The sequence below is a fragment of the Ferruginibacter profundus genome (genome assembly GCF_054783275.1).
On record NZ_BAAGQW010000003.1, the window covers coordinates 810,430 to 826,023 of the forward strand.

At 38.7% G+C, this 15,594-nt stretch carries 17 protein-coding genes; 13 read left to right on the forward strand and 4 right to left on the reverse strand.

Features of this window, described 5'->3' with window-relative positions:
- Window positions 1-50: 50 nt before the first annotated feature.
- Entirely contained in the window at window positions 51-1,244 is a 1,194-nt protein-coding gene (locus ACYVM0_RS23145) for a DUF1501 domain-containing protein (protein WP_460561132.1), read from the reverse strand.
- 117 nt (window positions 1,245-1,361) lie between these two features.
- Entirely contained in the window at window positions 1,362-2,810 is a 1,449-nt protein-coding gene (locus tag ACYVM0_RS23150) for a DUF1800 domain-containing protein (protein ID WP_460561134.1), read from the reverse strand.
- A gap of 155 nt (window positions 2,811-2,965) precedes the next feature.
- On the opposite strand from ACYVM0_RS23150, the gene ACYVM0_RS23155 reads away from it, so the two are divergent.
- Window positions 2,966-4,018 carry an alkane 1-monooxygenase gene (locus ACYVM0_RS23155; RefSeq protein ID WP_460561136.1) on the forward strand — a complete coding sequence of 351 codons (1,053 nt, stop codon included), beginning with the start codon at window positions 2,966-2,968 and terminating at the stop codon, window positions 4,016-4,018.
- 1 nt (window position 4,019) lies between these two features.
- On the opposite strand, the gene ACYVM0_RS23160 is transcribed toward ACYVM0_RS23155, so the two are convergent.
- Both ACYVM0_RS23160 and serS read right to left on the reverse strand, forming a co-directional pair.
- A complete protein-coding gene (locus tag ACYVM0_RS23160) occupies window positions 4,020-4,436 on the reverse strand; it encodes a hypothetical protein (protein ID WP_460561138.1) in 417 nt (138 codons plus the stop codon).
- An 82-nt stretch (window positions 4,437-4,518) separates the two neighbouring features.
- The gene (serS, locus tag ACYVM0_RS23165) at window positions 4,519-5,790 is read right to left on the reverse strand and encodes a serine--tRNA ligase (protein ID WP_460561140.1); all 1,272 of its coding nucleotides are present in this window, start codon (window positions 5,788-5,790) and stop codon (window positions 4,519-4,521) included.
- A 186-nt stretch (window positions 5,791-5,976) separates the two neighbouring features.
- On the opposite strand from serS, the gene ACYVM0_RS23170 reads away from it, so the two are divergent.
- The 12 genes from ACYVM0_RS23170 to ACYVM0_RS23225 all read left to right on the forward strand — a co-directional run bounded on the left by ACYVM0_RS23170 (window position 5,977) and on the right by ACYVM0_RS23225 (window position 15,594).
- Window positions 5,977-6,330, forward strand: a complete 354-nt coding sequence (locus ACYVM0_RS23170; protein ID WP_430987957.1) for a hypothetical protein — start codon at window positions 5,977-5,979, stop codon at window positions 6,328-6,330.
- Between the two features lie 7 nt (window positions 6,331-6,337).
- Window positions 6,338-7,072: a peptidylprolyl isomerase gene (locus ACYVM0_RS23175; RefSeq protein WP_460561142.1), complete on the forward strand. Its 735-nt coding sequence runs from the start codon at window positions 6,338-6,340 to the stop codon at window positions 7,070-7,072.
- Between the two features lie 178 nt (window positions 7,073-7,250).
- A complete protein-coding gene (gene gcvH / locus ACYVM0_RS23180) occupies window positions 7,251-7,628 on the forward strand; it encodes a glycine cleavage system protein H (protein WP_460561144.1) in 378 nt (125 codons plus the stop codon).
- A gap of 8 nt (window positions 7,629-7,636) precedes the next feature.
- On the forward strand, window positions 7,637-8,068 hold the full coding sequence (locus ACYVM0_RS23185) for a VanZ family protein (protein WP_460561146.1): 432 nt from the start codon (window positions 7,637-7,639) through the stop codon (window positions 8,066-8,068).
- Window positions 8,069-8,113: 45 nt separating this feature from the next.
- Window positions 8,114-8,869: a DUF4290 domain-containing protein gene (locus ACYVM0_RS23190; protein ID WP_430987961.1), complete on the forward strand. Its 756-nt coding sequence runs from the start codon at window positions 8,114-8,116 to the stop codon at window positions 8,867-8,869.
- 188 nt (window positions 8,870-9,057) lie between these two features.
- The gene (locus ACYVM0_RS23195) at window positions 9,058-9,693 is read left to right on the forward strand and encodes a hypothetical protein (protein WP_460561148.1); all 636 of its coding nucleotides are present in this window, start codon (window positions 9,058-9,060) and stop codon (window positions 9,691-9,693) included.
- Between the two features lie 303 nt (window positions 9,694-9,996).
- A complete protein-coding gene (gene murA, locus ACYVM0_RS23200) occupies window positions 9,997-11,301 on the forward strand; it encodes a UDP-N-acetylglucosamine 1-carboxyvinyltransferase (protein ID WP_460561150.1) in 1,305 nt (434 codons plus the stop codon).
- A 17-nt stretch (window positions 11,302-11,318) separates the two neighbouring features.
- Entirely contained in the window at window positions 11,319-11,885 is a 567-nt protein-coding gene (locus tag ACYVM0_RS23205; protein ID WP_460561152.1) for a hypothetical protein, read from the forward strand.
- Between the two features lie 32 nt (window positions 11,886-11,917).
- Window positions 11,918-12,343, forward strand: a complete 426-nt coding sequence (locus ACYVM0_RS23210; protein WP_460561154.1) for a hypothetical protein — start codon at window positions 11,918-11,920, stop codon at window positions 12,341-12,343.
- 22 nt (window positions 12,344-12,365) lie between these two features.
- Window positions 12,366-12,944: a guanylate kinase gene (gene gmk / locus ACYVM0_RS23215; RefSeq protein WP_460561156.1), complete on the forward strand. Its 579-nt coding sequence runs from the start codon at window positions 12,366-12,368 to the stop codon at window positions 12,942-12,944.
- A 45-nt stretch (window positions 12,945-12,989) separates the two neighbouring features.
- The gene (locus tag ACYVM0_RS23220) at window positions 12,990-14,276 is read left to right on the forward strand and encodes a hemolysin family protein (RefSeq protein ID WP_460561158.1); all 1,287 of its coding nucleotides are present in this window, start codon (window positions 12,990-12,992) and stop codon (window positions 14,274-14,276) included.
- A gap of 199 nt (window positions 14,277-14,475) precedes the next feature.
- Window positions 14,476-15,594 (forward strand): glycosyltransferase family 4 protein, encoded by a 1,119-nt coding sequence (locus ACYVM0_RS23225; RefSeq protein WP_460561160.1) that lies wholly within the window; start codon window positions 14,476-14,478, stop codon window positions 15,592-15,594.

Consider the following 15,594-nt stretch of genomic DNA (forward strand, 5'->3'; position numbering starts at 1 on the left):
ACAAAAGGCTGTTCAATTGGAACAGCCTTTTTTAATAGGGATTTAATATGTCAGATAAAATCGAGGTAATCAAATTTTTTGCCCAGTATCATTTTATCATCTGCACCTAACCATTTATTCAATACCGTTGCGTACACGTTTTTAAAATCAATCTTGTGTTTTAAATCGCCTTCGTTTAAATCAGCCAGGTCCGGCATTGCATTTAAAACACCTTTCTGCTTTAAGCCGCCGCTGATAAAAAACATATTATTTGCTGTACCATGGTCGGTGCCTCCGCTGGCATTTTGCCCTACCCTGCGGCCAAACTCACTAAAGGTCATCATCAGCACATCATTAAAACGATTGTTCTTTTTCAGGTCATTGGTGAATGCTTTTACAGCATCATTCAATTCTGTAAATAATCTTTTTTGTTGCCCCTCCTGGTTTACATGCGTATCAAAACTGCCCAGGCTTACATAATATACTTTGGTGTTGATGTCAGAAAAAATAAGTGATGCGATCGTCTTCAGGTCTTTGCCTAATTCTGTACCCGGGTAAACTTCAGTTGTCGGATGCGATTTGCTTTGCTGATAAATATAATCTGCACTGCTGATGGTTTCACTCATCGTCTTATATAAATAGTCGATGGTTTCTTCTCCAGCCTGGTGATTGGCACTTATATCTTTAAAGTATTTACCATTACTGGTATTGTATAATTTCTGCGGATCCTGGAAGGCAAGGCCTTTACTGTTTTCTCCCTTTAGTGCAAGGCTGAGTACATCATCCAGTTCCATGGCCTGTGTGGGTTTATCGCAGCCTTTGCATTGGGCATCCAGGTAGCGTCCGATCCACCCCGTATTTACATATTCATTACTGGCGCTGGCACTATGCCATATATCCATACTTCTGAAATGGCTTCTGTCGGGGTTAGGATACCCCACACTATTCAATATACCTAAACTACCATCGTCATATAATCCCTTAAAACATTCCAGTGCCGGGTTCAATCCTACTTCATCAGTAATAATTAATGATTTATCTTTTTCAATGCCCAGCTTTGGCCTTGCTTTATAATAAAGATCATTACGAACAGGGATAACGGTATTCAATCCATCATTACCTCCACTGAATTGAATAACCACTACCACTTTATTTCCTGGCGGCACCATCATTGGTTTTTCAAATGCCTTTAAAAATTTAGGCAACATAAAAGAAGCGGTGGCTAAGGAACCAACCTGGAGAAACTCTTTTCTTTTTATCAGCATAGTGAAAAGTTTCAAGCTACAAGACTCAAGCTTCAGGAGAGAGTCTTTGGCGATTAAAAAATAATTTTATTTGGAAAGCTGCTGCTTGAAGCTTGTAGCTAAAAGCTGGCGGCTTTTTTAACACAGTTGGTATTCCGGTGTACACATCAGGTTTACAATGGCACTTTTAATAAAATTTTCCCTGCTTTCGCTGTTTAAATATTTATCCAGTAAAGTATCGGGAATATGCCCTTTTGTTTGCAAAACCGTCTCGGTTATTTTAGGTAATAATTTTTCTCTTGGTACAGCTTCAAAAATTTTATTTACCAAAGACCAGTCTGTTTTTGCTGTGCCCCCTTTTACAGCTTCCTTTAATTTTCTGGCACCCGCCTGCATCATACCCATCTGTACATCATCATCGGTTTTGGGTTGTATATCCATTACGTCGTTAGCGGTTATTATCTGTGGAATACGTAAGCGCAACATCAGGCTGCTGCTATCGATCCAGTTTTTGCCGCCGGGCCAGCCTGCCACATTGGGGGGATAAAATAAAATTTGCCCCAATGCCCGCTGAAATAATAGTTGTGCCTGGTCGTTCTCCATATCCATCGGCAATAACCGCCTGATACCTGCAATCAATTCTACCGGTGATTTTATTTTAGTGCCGATATTCTTTTCGTCGTAAAACCATTCGCTGGTAAAAATATCTTCCATCAGTTTTTTTATATCATAACCATTCTGGTAAAACCTGTTGCTCAGCCATTCTATCCTGCTATCATCTGCCTGGTCGTTTACAAAGTAGCGGTATATTTTTTTGGTGATGAACTTTGCCGTTTGCTTTTGTTCCAATAAAATATCTAGCACGGCATCGCCATCAAAATTGCCGGTTTTACCTAACACTGTTTTACTATCTTCATCATGCTGATTTTTCCTGAACTCAAATTCGCCTTTTAAATTAAAGCCCCATCCGGTAAAAGCCCTTGCAGCTTCTTTAATATCATTTTCGGTATAATTGCCACGGCCCATGGTAAATAGTTCCATTACTTCACGGGCAAAATTTTCGTTGGGTTTTTTTTTGCGGTTTTGCTGGTTATTTAAAAACTGCAGCATCGACGGGCTTTTGCTCACTTCCCTCAGCAAATCTTTAAAATTGCCTAAAGCATTTTCCCGGATGGTTTGCAGTAATTCCTGTTGAAAATAACTGTTGATAACACGGCAGGCAAAATGGCCATGCCAGAACAAACTCATTTTCTCCCTTAGCTGGGCCTCGTTATTGATCATTTCCTCCAGCCAGCGGATGTTTAAATTTTTAAGATCTTCCCTTGATTGTTCCCGTATTTGCTTTTGCTGATCTTTAGTGAGTTCGGGCTTTTGCATCTGGGCAACATCCTGAATACCTTTAAATAAACCATCAACAAGGTTTTGCGCCACTTCAATCTTCTCCGGTTTTTTATCAGAGGTTTTTAATAATAATCTCCATAAGTCTTTTTGAGATACCTTATCGAGGTTGGCAGCATTTTCGGCCATGGGGCCAAAGCCTGCCCGCCATAGTAAATGCTGATTTTTTAAACGATTACTAACTGCCATAAAATGATTGTAAGTTTAAACTACTGCAAGAATAACGCCAGTAAGACCGGGTTAATTACGGAAGGTTTAATTTTTAACCAATTAATTACTGCGGCGTTTTACAGTTATTTAAAGTTCCGACTCTTTTTATTAACTTGGCAACAGATAATTGTTATATGAATGTAAAGGCTTTTAAATATTTATCCCCTACCATTATTTACGCACTTGCCTGGCTGGCTTTTACACAAAACGGGTGGCTTACCTGGAGCCCTCTATTATATGCCTGGATAATATTACCTATAACAGAATTATTTATTACCCCTGACGAAAAGAATATGAGCGCCGCTGAAGAGGAGCTGGCAAAAAAAGACCGCCTTTACGATTATATGCTTTACCTGGTGGTGCTGTTGCAATTTGCGGCATTGTATAAATTTTTATCTGTTATTAATCAACCCGGTTTGCATTGGTGGGAAATTGGCGGCAGGGTTTGGACGATGGGTTTACTATGCGGCACATTTGGTATTAATGTGGGGCACGAACTGGGCCACAGGGTAAATAAATTTGAACAGGCATTGGCAAAAGCATTACTAATGACATCTTTGTATATGCACTTTTTTATTGAACATAATAAAGGCCATCATAAAAACGTAGCCACGCCGCAAGACCCTGCCAGTGCCCGTTTAAATGAGCCGATCTATTTTTTTTATTGCAGAACAGTTGTTTATTCTTACCTGTCTGCCTGGAAAATTGCCAATAAGGAAATGAGAAAAAAAGGCCTGCCCGTTTTCAATTTTAAAAATGAAATGTTGCAGTTACATTTTATTCAGCTGGCTTTTGTGGCTACAATTTTTTTTGTATTTGGAAGCTGGGCTGCTTTCTGTTTTTTAAACGCGGCAGTTATTGGCATTGCACTTTTAGAAACAGTAAATTATATTGAACATTACGGGCTGCAACGTAAAGAAACCGCAACAGGAAAATATGAACGTACCATGGCCTGGCATAGCTGGAACAGCAACCACGTTATGGGAAGATTGATGTTATTTGAATTGAGCCGCCACAGCGACCATCATTACCTGGCCAGTAAAAAATACCAGGTGCTGCAACATCATGATGATGCGCCTCAGTTACCTACAGGGTACCCGGGCAGTATGATTCTTGCCCTGGTACCTCCTGTATGGTTTTATGTTATGAACCGGAAAATAAAAGAATTGAAAAATACTACTGTGTAGATTATTTTTTTGCATTAGCTTTTACATAAGCCAGTACGTTTTCTTTTTCTGTATCATCCAAACGTGCTTTTGGAGCCATTACCTGCATTACACTTATCCAGCGCTCAACGGTATAGTCTGTTGTAACTTTTAAGCCATGGCATTTGCCGCATTTAGCATTGTAGGTTGCCTGGCCAAGCATTTCCGGTGATTTGGCAGCTCCTTCTGCAGGAGATCTTGTGCCGGCCGGGGTTGCTGGTACCACAGCTACAGGGGTAGTACCGGTTGCACCTGTTTCTGATTTTGCCGAAGCAGCAGGCGCATTAACTACACTACCTGAATTTGAAGAAGTACCGCCTGTTGAAGCAGTGGGCGTTGATTTTTTTGCACAACCCCAAACTAAAGCCGTTAATGCAATTACTGTAAATGTTCTTTTCATCTGTCTGTTTTTATACGTTTTAAGGAATTATAAATATAGGCAGTTTCATATAAATGAATACCAAAACAGCCCCGCTATTTTGTTAACGGATTGTTGCTGCACCAAAATAACTATGCAATACTTCGGGTAAATTAATTCCTGCTTCGGTTTGATTATTTTCTAAAAGTGCAGCCATTATACGTGGCAATGCCAAAGATGATCCGTTTAAAGTATGTACTAATTGTGTTTTATTGCTATCATCTTTATACCTGATCTTCATCCTGTTGGCCTGGAAGGTTTCAAAATTGGTAACAGAACTTACTTCCAGCCATTTTTGCTGGGCCGCACTGTACACTTCAAAATCATAGGTGAGAGAACCGGTAAAGCTCATATCGCCGCCGCATAATCTTAAAATACGATAAGGCAATTGCAAAGACAGTAATAGTTTTTCAATATGCAATACCATTTCTTCGTGTACAGCATAACTGGTATCGGGTTGTACCAATTGAATTATTTCCACCTTGTCAAACTGGTGTACCCTGTTCAATCCCCTTACATCACTTCCAAAACTTCCGGCTTCTCTTCTAAAGCAAGGTGTGTAAGCTGTCATTTTTATGGGCAGTTCAGTTTCTTTTACAATTTCATCCCTGTAAATATTGGTTACCGGCACTTCGGCGGTGGGTATCATATAAAATCCATCTGCCGTTACGTGATACATTTGCCCTTCCTTATCAGGCAACTGGCCGGTACCGTAAGCTGTTGCTTCATTCACCATCAATGGTGGCAGATATTCTGTGTACCCTGCCGCTGTATTGTAATCTAAAAAATACTGAATTAATGCCCGTTGCAATTTGGCACCTTTGCCTTTGTATAATGGAAACCCACTGCCGGTAATCTTTGCCCCCGTTTCAAAATCTACCAGGTCGTATTGCTTTATTAATTCCCAATGTGGTACTGCAGTTGCTGCAAGCGCTGGTTTAGTACCGGCTTCTTTTACCACTTCATTTTCCTCTGGTGTTTTGCCTTTAGGTACAGATATATGCGGCAGGTTGGGCAGTTTAATAATTTCGTCCTGCAATAATTTTTCTGCCTCGGCTAATTGCTGCGCTAAATTTTGCAAAGCGGATTTGTGCAAAGTAACTTCCTGTCTTTTAGTTTCGGCCTGCTCTTTTTCGCCCTTACCCATCAGCATACCTATTTCTTTACTGGCTGCATTTAGCGAAGCCTGCAGGGTTTCGCTTTCTACTTTTAACCTGCGTACCTGTTCATCCAATTCCACCACCTTATCTACAAGTGTAAGGTCGCTGAAATTCTTTACACTTAACCTTTCTTTTACTAATTCAATATTCTGCCGGATAAAATTTACCTGTAACATCTTCTTTAAAAATTTTGGGCAAAGGTAAGGTTTTGACCCCTATCCCCTTAGGGGCTGGAAGTAGAAGATTATATTTTTTTGGTTAAAATAATTATCAATTACGCTATTAATCTTCATATCAATCTGCTCCGCATTTAGTTCCCCTTTCAGGCGGCAGAGGGGCTGTATTTATATTATCTTTGCGGCATGGAGCATGTGAAAGATGATTTACAGGTAAGGTGGCTAAAGCTACGGATCAAACTAAAAGAGCGGTTTGGTATAAAGCCCGATATGGATGGCATATTGTTTTTAATTGGCATACAGGAACTGGGGACCGGTAAACAGGAGTTTACCAAAGAACAAAAACAAGACCTGATGCATATTGCCGTATGTACCGTATTATCAGCAAGTGGTTATTATGCTTTATCGGGCCACGATGAAGATAACTGGCCGCATTTTATTCAGCTGAAAGAGCTGCCCGGCTTTATTATGACAGAGCAGGAAAATTTTTTAAAAGACCACATACTATTGTATTTTCAAAACCAAAAATTTATCGACTGATCATTTTATGAAGACATTAAAACTTGTAATTGCTGTTTTAGCGGCATCATTTATCGTATCCTTTGCCGGAGCCCAGGTAAAAAAAGCACCGGTAAAAAAGAAACCGGTTGTTGTAAAAAAAACTGTTGCGTTTAAACCACCGGTACTAAAAAAAATTCCGGGCATCAGGGTTAAACTCATGACCGATTCCGGTGAAATGATCATCAGGCTATACGACTCCACCCCTTTACACAGGGACAATTTTGTGAAACTGGTGACCGAACATTTTTTTGACAGCCTGCTGTTTCACCGTGTGATAAGAGACTTTATGATACAAGGAGGTGATCCTTTAAGCAAAAATGCACAACCCGGCGAAATGCTCGGCAGCGGCGGTGGCGATATGGCCAGGATTCCCGGTGAATTCAGGACCACCTTATTTCATAAAAAAGGAGTGTTGGCTGCTGCAAGAGATGGTAATCCTGAAAGAGCCAGCAGTGCCTGCCAGTTTTATCTGGTACAGGGACGAAAATACAGTGACGACGAACTGAATATGATGGAAGCCCAAATGGGAAGTAAATTTTCACCTGCAAAACGTTTGGCCTATAAAACAATTGGCGGCACTCCGTTTCTGGATATGAATTACACTGTTTTTGGAGAGGTGGAGAAGGGTATAGAAGTGATTGATAAAATTGCCAGCGTACCTACCGCACCAGGCGACAGGCCCATTACCGACATCAGGATGAAAATAGAACTTTTAAAATAAGGGTTAAAAAAGTTACGGGTTACGGGTTAATTTTGTTGTACCTGGTTTTACCAATCACCAACAAAATTAACCCGTAACTCTTTTAACCAGCCATCCTTGCCAGCTGCAACTTTTTTTAGTGCGTAGCTTTCTGTATTTTGCACCCGAATTAATTACTAAAAATTTCAACCCATAAAAAATGACTTTTCCTGCCAACCTGCGCTACACCAAAGACCACGAATGGATTTCATTAGAAGGTAATGTTGCCACTATTGGTATTACCGAATTTGCCCAGGGCGAGCTGGGAGATATTGTTTATGTAGATATCAGCTCAAAAGGCAAGGCGCTGGCTGCAGAAGAAGTTTTTGGAACAGTAGAAGCTGTAAAAACAGTAAGCGATCTTTTCTTGCCTGTAAGCGGTACCATAACAGAAGTAAACCCTGCACTGGAAGCGCAACCCGAATTGGTAAATACCGATCCTTATGGTGCCGGCTGGATGATAAAAATGACTGTAGATAATGCAGCAGCTGTAGACGCATTGTTGAATGCAGAGGCCTACACAGCATTGGTATCTTAAAAATTACAATGACAAGTTCTGATAATTCCCCGTTTAAGTCAATCGGGATAAAAAAATTCATTCCAGGCATTGCCTGGTTTTTTCTTGTACTCACGCTGGTTTGTATACCCGGCGAAGATTTGCCCAAGGCTGATAACTGGATGATAGCAATTGACTACGACAAGCTGATCCATGTGGGCATATTTGCAGTACTGGCTTTTCTTTTTATGTATCCTATTGGAAAATCTGCCGCCTTTTCTAAAAAAGACAAATGGCACTATTTTATTAAAATTGCCCTGGTTACCGTGGTTTGGGGTTACACCACCGAGGTGATTCAGAAATTCTTTATCCCGGGCAGAAGCTACGACCTTACCGATTGGTTAGCAGACAGTATCGGGGGATTGGTGGCCCTGCTGGTTTGTAAACGTTATTTTTTAAAAACTCCCAAAACCGGGCTGTAAGCACTGCTGCTTGGTTCAACGGTATTAACTCAGTATATTTGTATTATGCTAAATGTAGATGAAATGGAATACAACACGGGTCGTAACCATCTTATAATGAAAGAATATGGACGCCACATTCAAAAAATGGTGGAATATTTGCTTACCATACAGGATAAGGAAGAGCGTCAACGTAATGCCTATGCAGTAATTGAACTGATGGGTTTTTTAAATCCGCATTTGAAGAATGTGGAAGATTTTCGCCATAAATTATGGGACCATCTTTTTTTGATCAGCGATTTTACGCTGGATGTGGAGAGCCCTTACCCCATACCAACAAGAGAAACCTTAAAGGCTAAACCAGACGTACTGGCCTACCCGAAAAAATACCCTAAGTTCAATCACCTGGGTAAGAATATTGAAGTGATCATTGATAAAGCTTTAAAGGAAGAGAATCCTGAAAAGAAACAGGGCTTTGCCAATGCTATTGCCTATTACATGAAATTAACCTACAGCAACTGGCATAAAGAGCTGGTGCATGATGATAATATTCAAAGCGAATTAACGGCTATTACACATGGCGAATTGGAATTCAACACCCGCCCGTTTGTAAAACACCGTACCGATAACCGCAGCGAAGATGATTATGGCACCAACCGTGGCGGCCAGCAATACCGCAAAAACTTTGGCAGCCGCAATAATAATGGTGGTGGCAGGGATAACCGTAACAACAGGGGTGGTGGCGATAACAGGAATAATAACAGGGGCGGCGGCGGAGATAACAGAAATAATAATAACCGTAATTTTAAGAAGAGGTATTAAGTCTCAAACTAAATTAAAAGAATTTATTTTTATAAACCCCGGAACGATTGTTTCGGGGTTTTTATTACTTTATGTTTAATCACGCTTGCTAAATAACTGATAGCACTTTTACATTATTACCTATGCAACCCACAAAGTAAAACTTACAACTATTATTAATGCATTGGTCAATTATCATAAAAAGCAAAATGAAAATACTATTCATTTCATCTCTTATTTTCTATGCAATTTTTGCTCAGGCTCAACATAAATATGATTGGAGTAAATACGATAGTTTGACTATCAAATCAGATAGCTTGCCAATAGGTAAATATTGGAATTCCGGATACGATAGTGTTTTATATCCAATTACAGAATCAAAAGCTGACATAGAGATAAGATATTATTCTCAGTTAGAAAAGATCGGATGCATCTATACAATGAGAGCTTTTGGAGATTCTATACTATTTAATACAGCTCAACCAAGTCTCGTAAAAAAAAGCGACCGGCAATATTTTAAATTTGTTAATTACGCATATTGGCAATTGCTGGGGATGAAAATAAATATAGTCCCGGATAGTTTATTAAATAATCTTATCAGCAATAGGTTATGTGATAATGGGGACAGTATTCGCCTTTCTATTAAAAAAAACTCTGTACAAAATATTGGAGGATTTGAGATTAAGATCAGGAATAAATTTAAAACCTTTGCTGTTATAGCTATTACTAATAGTTTTGATGAAAAAACAAATAGCTACAAGCTAGATTTTCGTCAGCGCCTGATGGAAATTTTCACTTCCATATTTGCAAAAGCCGAAAGAGTGAGATATGAGGAAAGTTATTGAAATCTTTTAATTGCACTATAAAAAATACCAAATTAGGTAGCTTGAAATAATAATGTCTTTAGGGCGTAAATTTCAGTAATGACATTTGCAGCCATCCAGAAACAATGCAATAACTTTTTCCCTCATTTCGTCACAATCCTTAATTTTCATTTCGAAGCCAAAGGAACTGCTGAAATAATTACCGATAACAGGCGGCTTATCGAAAGATTGTTTGATAATTTAAAATATAAATTGAAATAAAATCATCAATTTTACAGCTTATCAAACAAAACCTGCCGTACTTACAGCGGCATTTAATTTTTTATGCAATCATTTGAAGTAAGAGGCGGCAAAAAGCTTTTTGGAGAAATTACTCCACAGGGTGCAAAGAACGAAGCGCTGCAGATCATTTCGGCGGTATTACTTACGGCTGAAAAAGTTACTATTAAAAATATCCCCGACATAATAGACGTAAACCTGTTGATTGATCTGCTGGGGGAAATGAATGTAACAATAGACAGGGTAAGCAGGGATACCTGCATCTTCCAGGCTGATAATGTGGATGTGGATTATTTACACAGTGAAGCTTTTCATAAAAAAAGTGGTAAACTGCGGGGCTCTGTAATGCTGGCCGGGCCTATGTTATCGAGGTTTAAGAAAGCTTATATACCCAAGCCGGGCGGCGATAAGATCGGCCGCCGAAGATTGGATACCCATATCATTGGTTTTGAAAAACTAGGTGCACAATTCTCTTATCATGAAGATGGATTTTTTCACCTGGAAGCAAAGGAGTTAAAAGGCACTTCATTACAACTGGATGAACCCAGCGTGACCGGTACGGCCAACATTTTAATGGCTGCCGTACTGGCTAAGGGTACTACTACCATTTACAATGCTGCCTGCGAACCTTACCTGCAGCAGCTTTGCCGCATGCTGAATGCCATGGGTGCAAAAATAAAAGGCGTAGGAAGTAATTTATTAACGATAGATGGCGTGGATGCCTTAGGTGGTACTACACACAGCATGTTGCCCGACATGATTGAAGTGGGTAGTTTTATAGGCCTGGCTGCAATGACGCAGAGTGATATCACAATTAAAAATGCCGGCATTGAACATTTAGGAGTAATACCCGAAAAATTTCAGCAGTTGGGTATACAAATGCATTTTAAGGGTGATGATATTCATATTCCTTCGCAGGAAATGTATGAGATACAAAAGTATATGGATGGCGGAGTGCTTACTATTTACGATCATCCATGGCCTGGTTTTACGCCCGACCTGTTAAGTATTGTTTTAGTAACTGCCATACAGGCAAAGGGCAGCGTACTCATTCACCAGAAAATGTTTGAAAGCCGTTTGTTCTTTGTAGATAAACTGATTGATATGGGGGCACAGATCATTTTATGCGACCCTCACCGTGCCGTGGTAATTGGCCTGGAAAGAGAACAAAAATTACGTGGCATTACCATGAGCAGCCCGGATATACGTGCCGGTGTGGCATTGCTGATTGCGGCATTGAGCGCACAGGGTAAAAGCACCATTCAGAATATTGAGCAGATTGACAGGGGCTACCAGAATATTGATGATCGTTTAATTAAACTGGGTGCCGATATTAAAAGAATAAACTAAATTTTAAAATAGTACATATGAAACATTTATTTATTTTTTTACTTTTTAGCTGTTACATAATCATCGTGTACGCTCAAAAGACAAACCCTGGATACATTATTACAAATAATGGTGATACATTAAAAGGTATCCTCAAAATACCAGCTGCTTTTAATGATAAAAAAATATATAAGATAACAGACAGTACAGGCAACAAACAAGAAATAGCCGATGCAGACATGACAGGTTATGGCTACGTGAAAAATGGATCACAAAAAGATTTTGTAAAATTTATAATATTCAGATCACACTTTGAGTTTTTAGAGCGTGTAGTTAAAGGCAAAATATCAGCCTATATGCTATACTCAATGGGGACAGGGACAGGATATAATACAAATGTTGAGATATACTTAAAAGATGAAAATGAAAAACTGTATATTATAAAAGAAGCATTTGGCAATATGGGTTTTAGAAAAGATATTTTAAAAGAAGTACTGGGAGATTGCAAACAGGTAGCAGAAAAAATAAAAGGAATCTTATTAGAAAAAAAAGTATTGCAGTTGATAGAAGAATATAACACTTGTAATGAAGTTATAAATAATTAACATCGTAGAATAACAGGTTATTGACTACTGAAATGAGAAAGCTTTTCTATCTTATTATTTGTTGTTTGTTTTGCACAGCATTACTATCCTGCCAGAATAAAACTAAAAATTACCTGGTAAAAAAATGGGATTGTGTAAACGTTGAAAACCTGGCGCCATTGGATAAGCATTTTATTACCAAAGAAGATTCTGCTGTTGCGATAAAAATGGAAGCAGCGCTTAAAACACTCAGCTGGACTTTTAATAATGATAACACTTATTTCTGTTCTACCCTTGGCAATAAAATAACTGTACAGGGTACCTATGCCATTGCTGATGACGAAAAAACATTAACGCTTACTTCGCTTACAAAAAACACCATTAATACTTATACTATCACATCAATTTCTGATATTGAAATGACATTAACCAGTACTGCCACAACGGTGCCGCTGATTCTGCATTTCAGTCCTAATTGATAATAAACCATTCTATTTGCTCATGGGCCTGTATCAAAACAAAATCATCATCATCACTGCACCATCGGGCGCCGGTAAAACTTCTATTACCCGCCACCTGATGCAACATTTTCCACAACTGGCTTTTTCTGTTTCTGCTGCCACCAGGCAGGCAAGAGGCACAGAAAAAAATGGTGTGGATTATCATTTTATAAGTGCAGATGATTTTAAACAAAAGATACAGCACAACGAATTTGTAGAATGGGAAATGGTATACGAAGGAAAATATTACGGCACTTTAAAATCGGAGCTGGAAAAGATATGGAACGACAATAAAATTCCTGTTTTAGATATTGATGTAAAAGGCGCTATTCATGTGCAGCAGCAATTTCCCGAAACCACTTTAAGTTTATTTATTGAACCACCTTCGGTAGAAGAACTAAAGAAACGGTTAGAAAGCCGGGGCACCGAAACTCCCGAATCGCTGGCAGCAAGGGTAAACAAGGCCTCGTACGAATTATCTTTTAAAGATCATTTTAATAAGATCGTTGTAAATGACGACCTGCAAAAAGCCTGTATAGAAGCGGAAATGATCATATTCGGTTTTATCAATAAGCGTTAAAACGCCCCTGATGGGCATTTGTTTTTTCTTCCTTATTTTTATACTATGGACTGGACGGCACTCATAGCAATTATAGGCGCTTTAATACTCATCGGCTTTTTCTCGGGTATTGAAATAGCATTTGTATCTGCTAATAAGTTATCTATTGAATTAAACAGGAAGCAGGGCACCTCCAGTGGCAAAATATGGGGTGCTTATTCTGATAAACCCACCCGTTTTATTGGCACCACACTGGTGGGCCTTAACGTGGTTTTAGTGATTTATGGTTTGTTGATCGGCGGCATGCTGGCACCGGTATGGGATTGGATCGCTTCAAAATTATCGCCTTCATTATCTGAATATGTAAAGTACATAAAGCTCTTTGTAGAAACCGTACTCTCTACATTGATATTGCTTTTTGTAGAGTTTATGTTCAAGGCTTTTTTCAGAGCCAGAAATAATGAGATCTTAAGTAATGGTATCATCAGTTATATCGCCAGTTTTTTTTACTGGTTGCTTTCTTCTACCGCAGCTTTTTTTGTAAATATTGCCGAATGGACCCTGAAGCATTTGTTTGATGTAAAACTGAACGAGAAAAAAGAAGTATTTAGTAAAATTGACCTGGAACATTTTTTACAGCAAAGCAAGGGGCACGAAGAAGAAGATAATAAAGAGATCAATAAAGAACTTTTTGAAAATGCCTTATCACTAAGTGAAGTAAAATTAAGAGAATGCCTTATTCCCAGGAGGGAAATTGAAGGTGTTGACAGCACTACCTCTATTGAAGCTGTAAAAGATAAATTTATTCATACACAATTGAGCAAACTGGTAGTGTACGAAAATAATATTGATAGTATTATCGGTTATATTCATCAATTAGACCTGTTTAAAAATCCGGCTACAGTAAAAGAAGTCTTACTGCCTATACCCACCGTACCAGAAAGTATGAGCGCTACCGACCTGATGAATAAATTCAGTAAAGAAAGAAAAAGTATTGCCTGGGTAATTGATGAGTTTGGCGGCACGGCGGGCATTGTAACTATGGAAGATATTTTAGAAGAGATTTTTGGTGACATTAAAGATGAATATGACACGGAAGAGTTTGTAGAAAAACAATTATCTGCCAATGAATTTATTTTCAGCGGCAGGTTAGAACTGGATTATATCACCGAAAAATACCACCTTGAATTTCCTGAAGAAGAGGGTGCGGAAACATTGTCGGGTTATATCATTCAGAATAACGAATCGATCCCCAAACAAAAAGACCGGATCATTTTCGGCCACTACGAATTTGATATTTTAAATGTAAGTGACACCAGGATTGAAACGGTAAAAGTAAAAGTGCTGAAATAATTTTTAGTCAGTTCTTTAAAACCACCTTGTGAATAAATGTTGCCACTAATGACTCTGATTTTCACGAATGATAATGCCCGTTAGTTAAAATTCGTTCCATTAGAGGCAAGATAAACTACAACGTAGTTTATGTATTTTATTTTTAGCCAGCCTCCTGGTTAATTACATTATTGTTGAAGCTTCTCTTATTTTATTCTACATGGTTATTGCAGTTAACACCAGTTTTACAACAGCAGATTTTTCGGATGGCAATTTTATTTTTGAGTGCTTTTCAAAATTAGCGCTACAATATCCGCAACATCGTTTTATTTACATTATTGATAAGAACTTTGATGAAAAGCATATCACATCAAAAAATATCAGTACCGTTATTACCACAACACCTGCAAAAAGCCCTTTGGTACTTCAATACCAGCTTAATTATAAAATACCTTCTATTTTACGCCGGCATAAAGCAGATGTATTTGTAAGTGCCGGCGGCTATTGTTCGTTACGCACCAAAGTGCCGCAATGTATAATTGTACATGACTTATCTTTTTTACACCACCCCGAATTGTATACTAAAAGCCGGGGGCGCTTTTATAAAAACAACACGTTAAAATTTTTGGCAAAGGCAAAGACCATTGTTACCACATCACAGTTTTTAAAGCAACAAATTACAAGCACCTACAAAACAGCAAACGATAAAATTACTGTGGCCTACCAGGGCGTTAATGAAAATTTTAAACCGGTAAGCTGGCAGGAAAAAGAAGTTATTAAAACAACCTATGCCGGGGGCCTGGAATTTTTTTTATACTCCGGTCCTATTCATCCGCAACAAAATCTGATCACACTTTTAAAAGCCTTTTCTTTTTTTAAGAAACGGCAGAAAAGTAATATGCAATTGATCATTGCATCAACAGCAGCAGTTACAGATAAAGAATTAATTAAAAGCCTGGGTAGTTTTAAATACCGCAATGAAGCAAAAGTTATTGACCAGCTGCCGGCAGCAACAATGGCAAAGATCACCGCAGCAGCGTATGCATTGGTATATCCGTCAATATATGAAAGTTTTGCCGGCGCAGTAACAGAAGCCATGAAAACTGATGTACCTGTAATTGCAGGTAATTCCGCTGCTATCAAAGACATTTGCGGCGATGCTGCGGTATACGTTAACCCCAAAGACTTTAACGATGTTGCTGATAAAATGATGCTGCTTTTTAAAGATGAAAATAAACGCAACGAATTAATAGAAAAAGGCAGGCAGCAGGTTGACATTTATAATTGGGCCACGGCTGCATCCACCATCTGGCAATCCATATTAAAATGTGTAAAATAA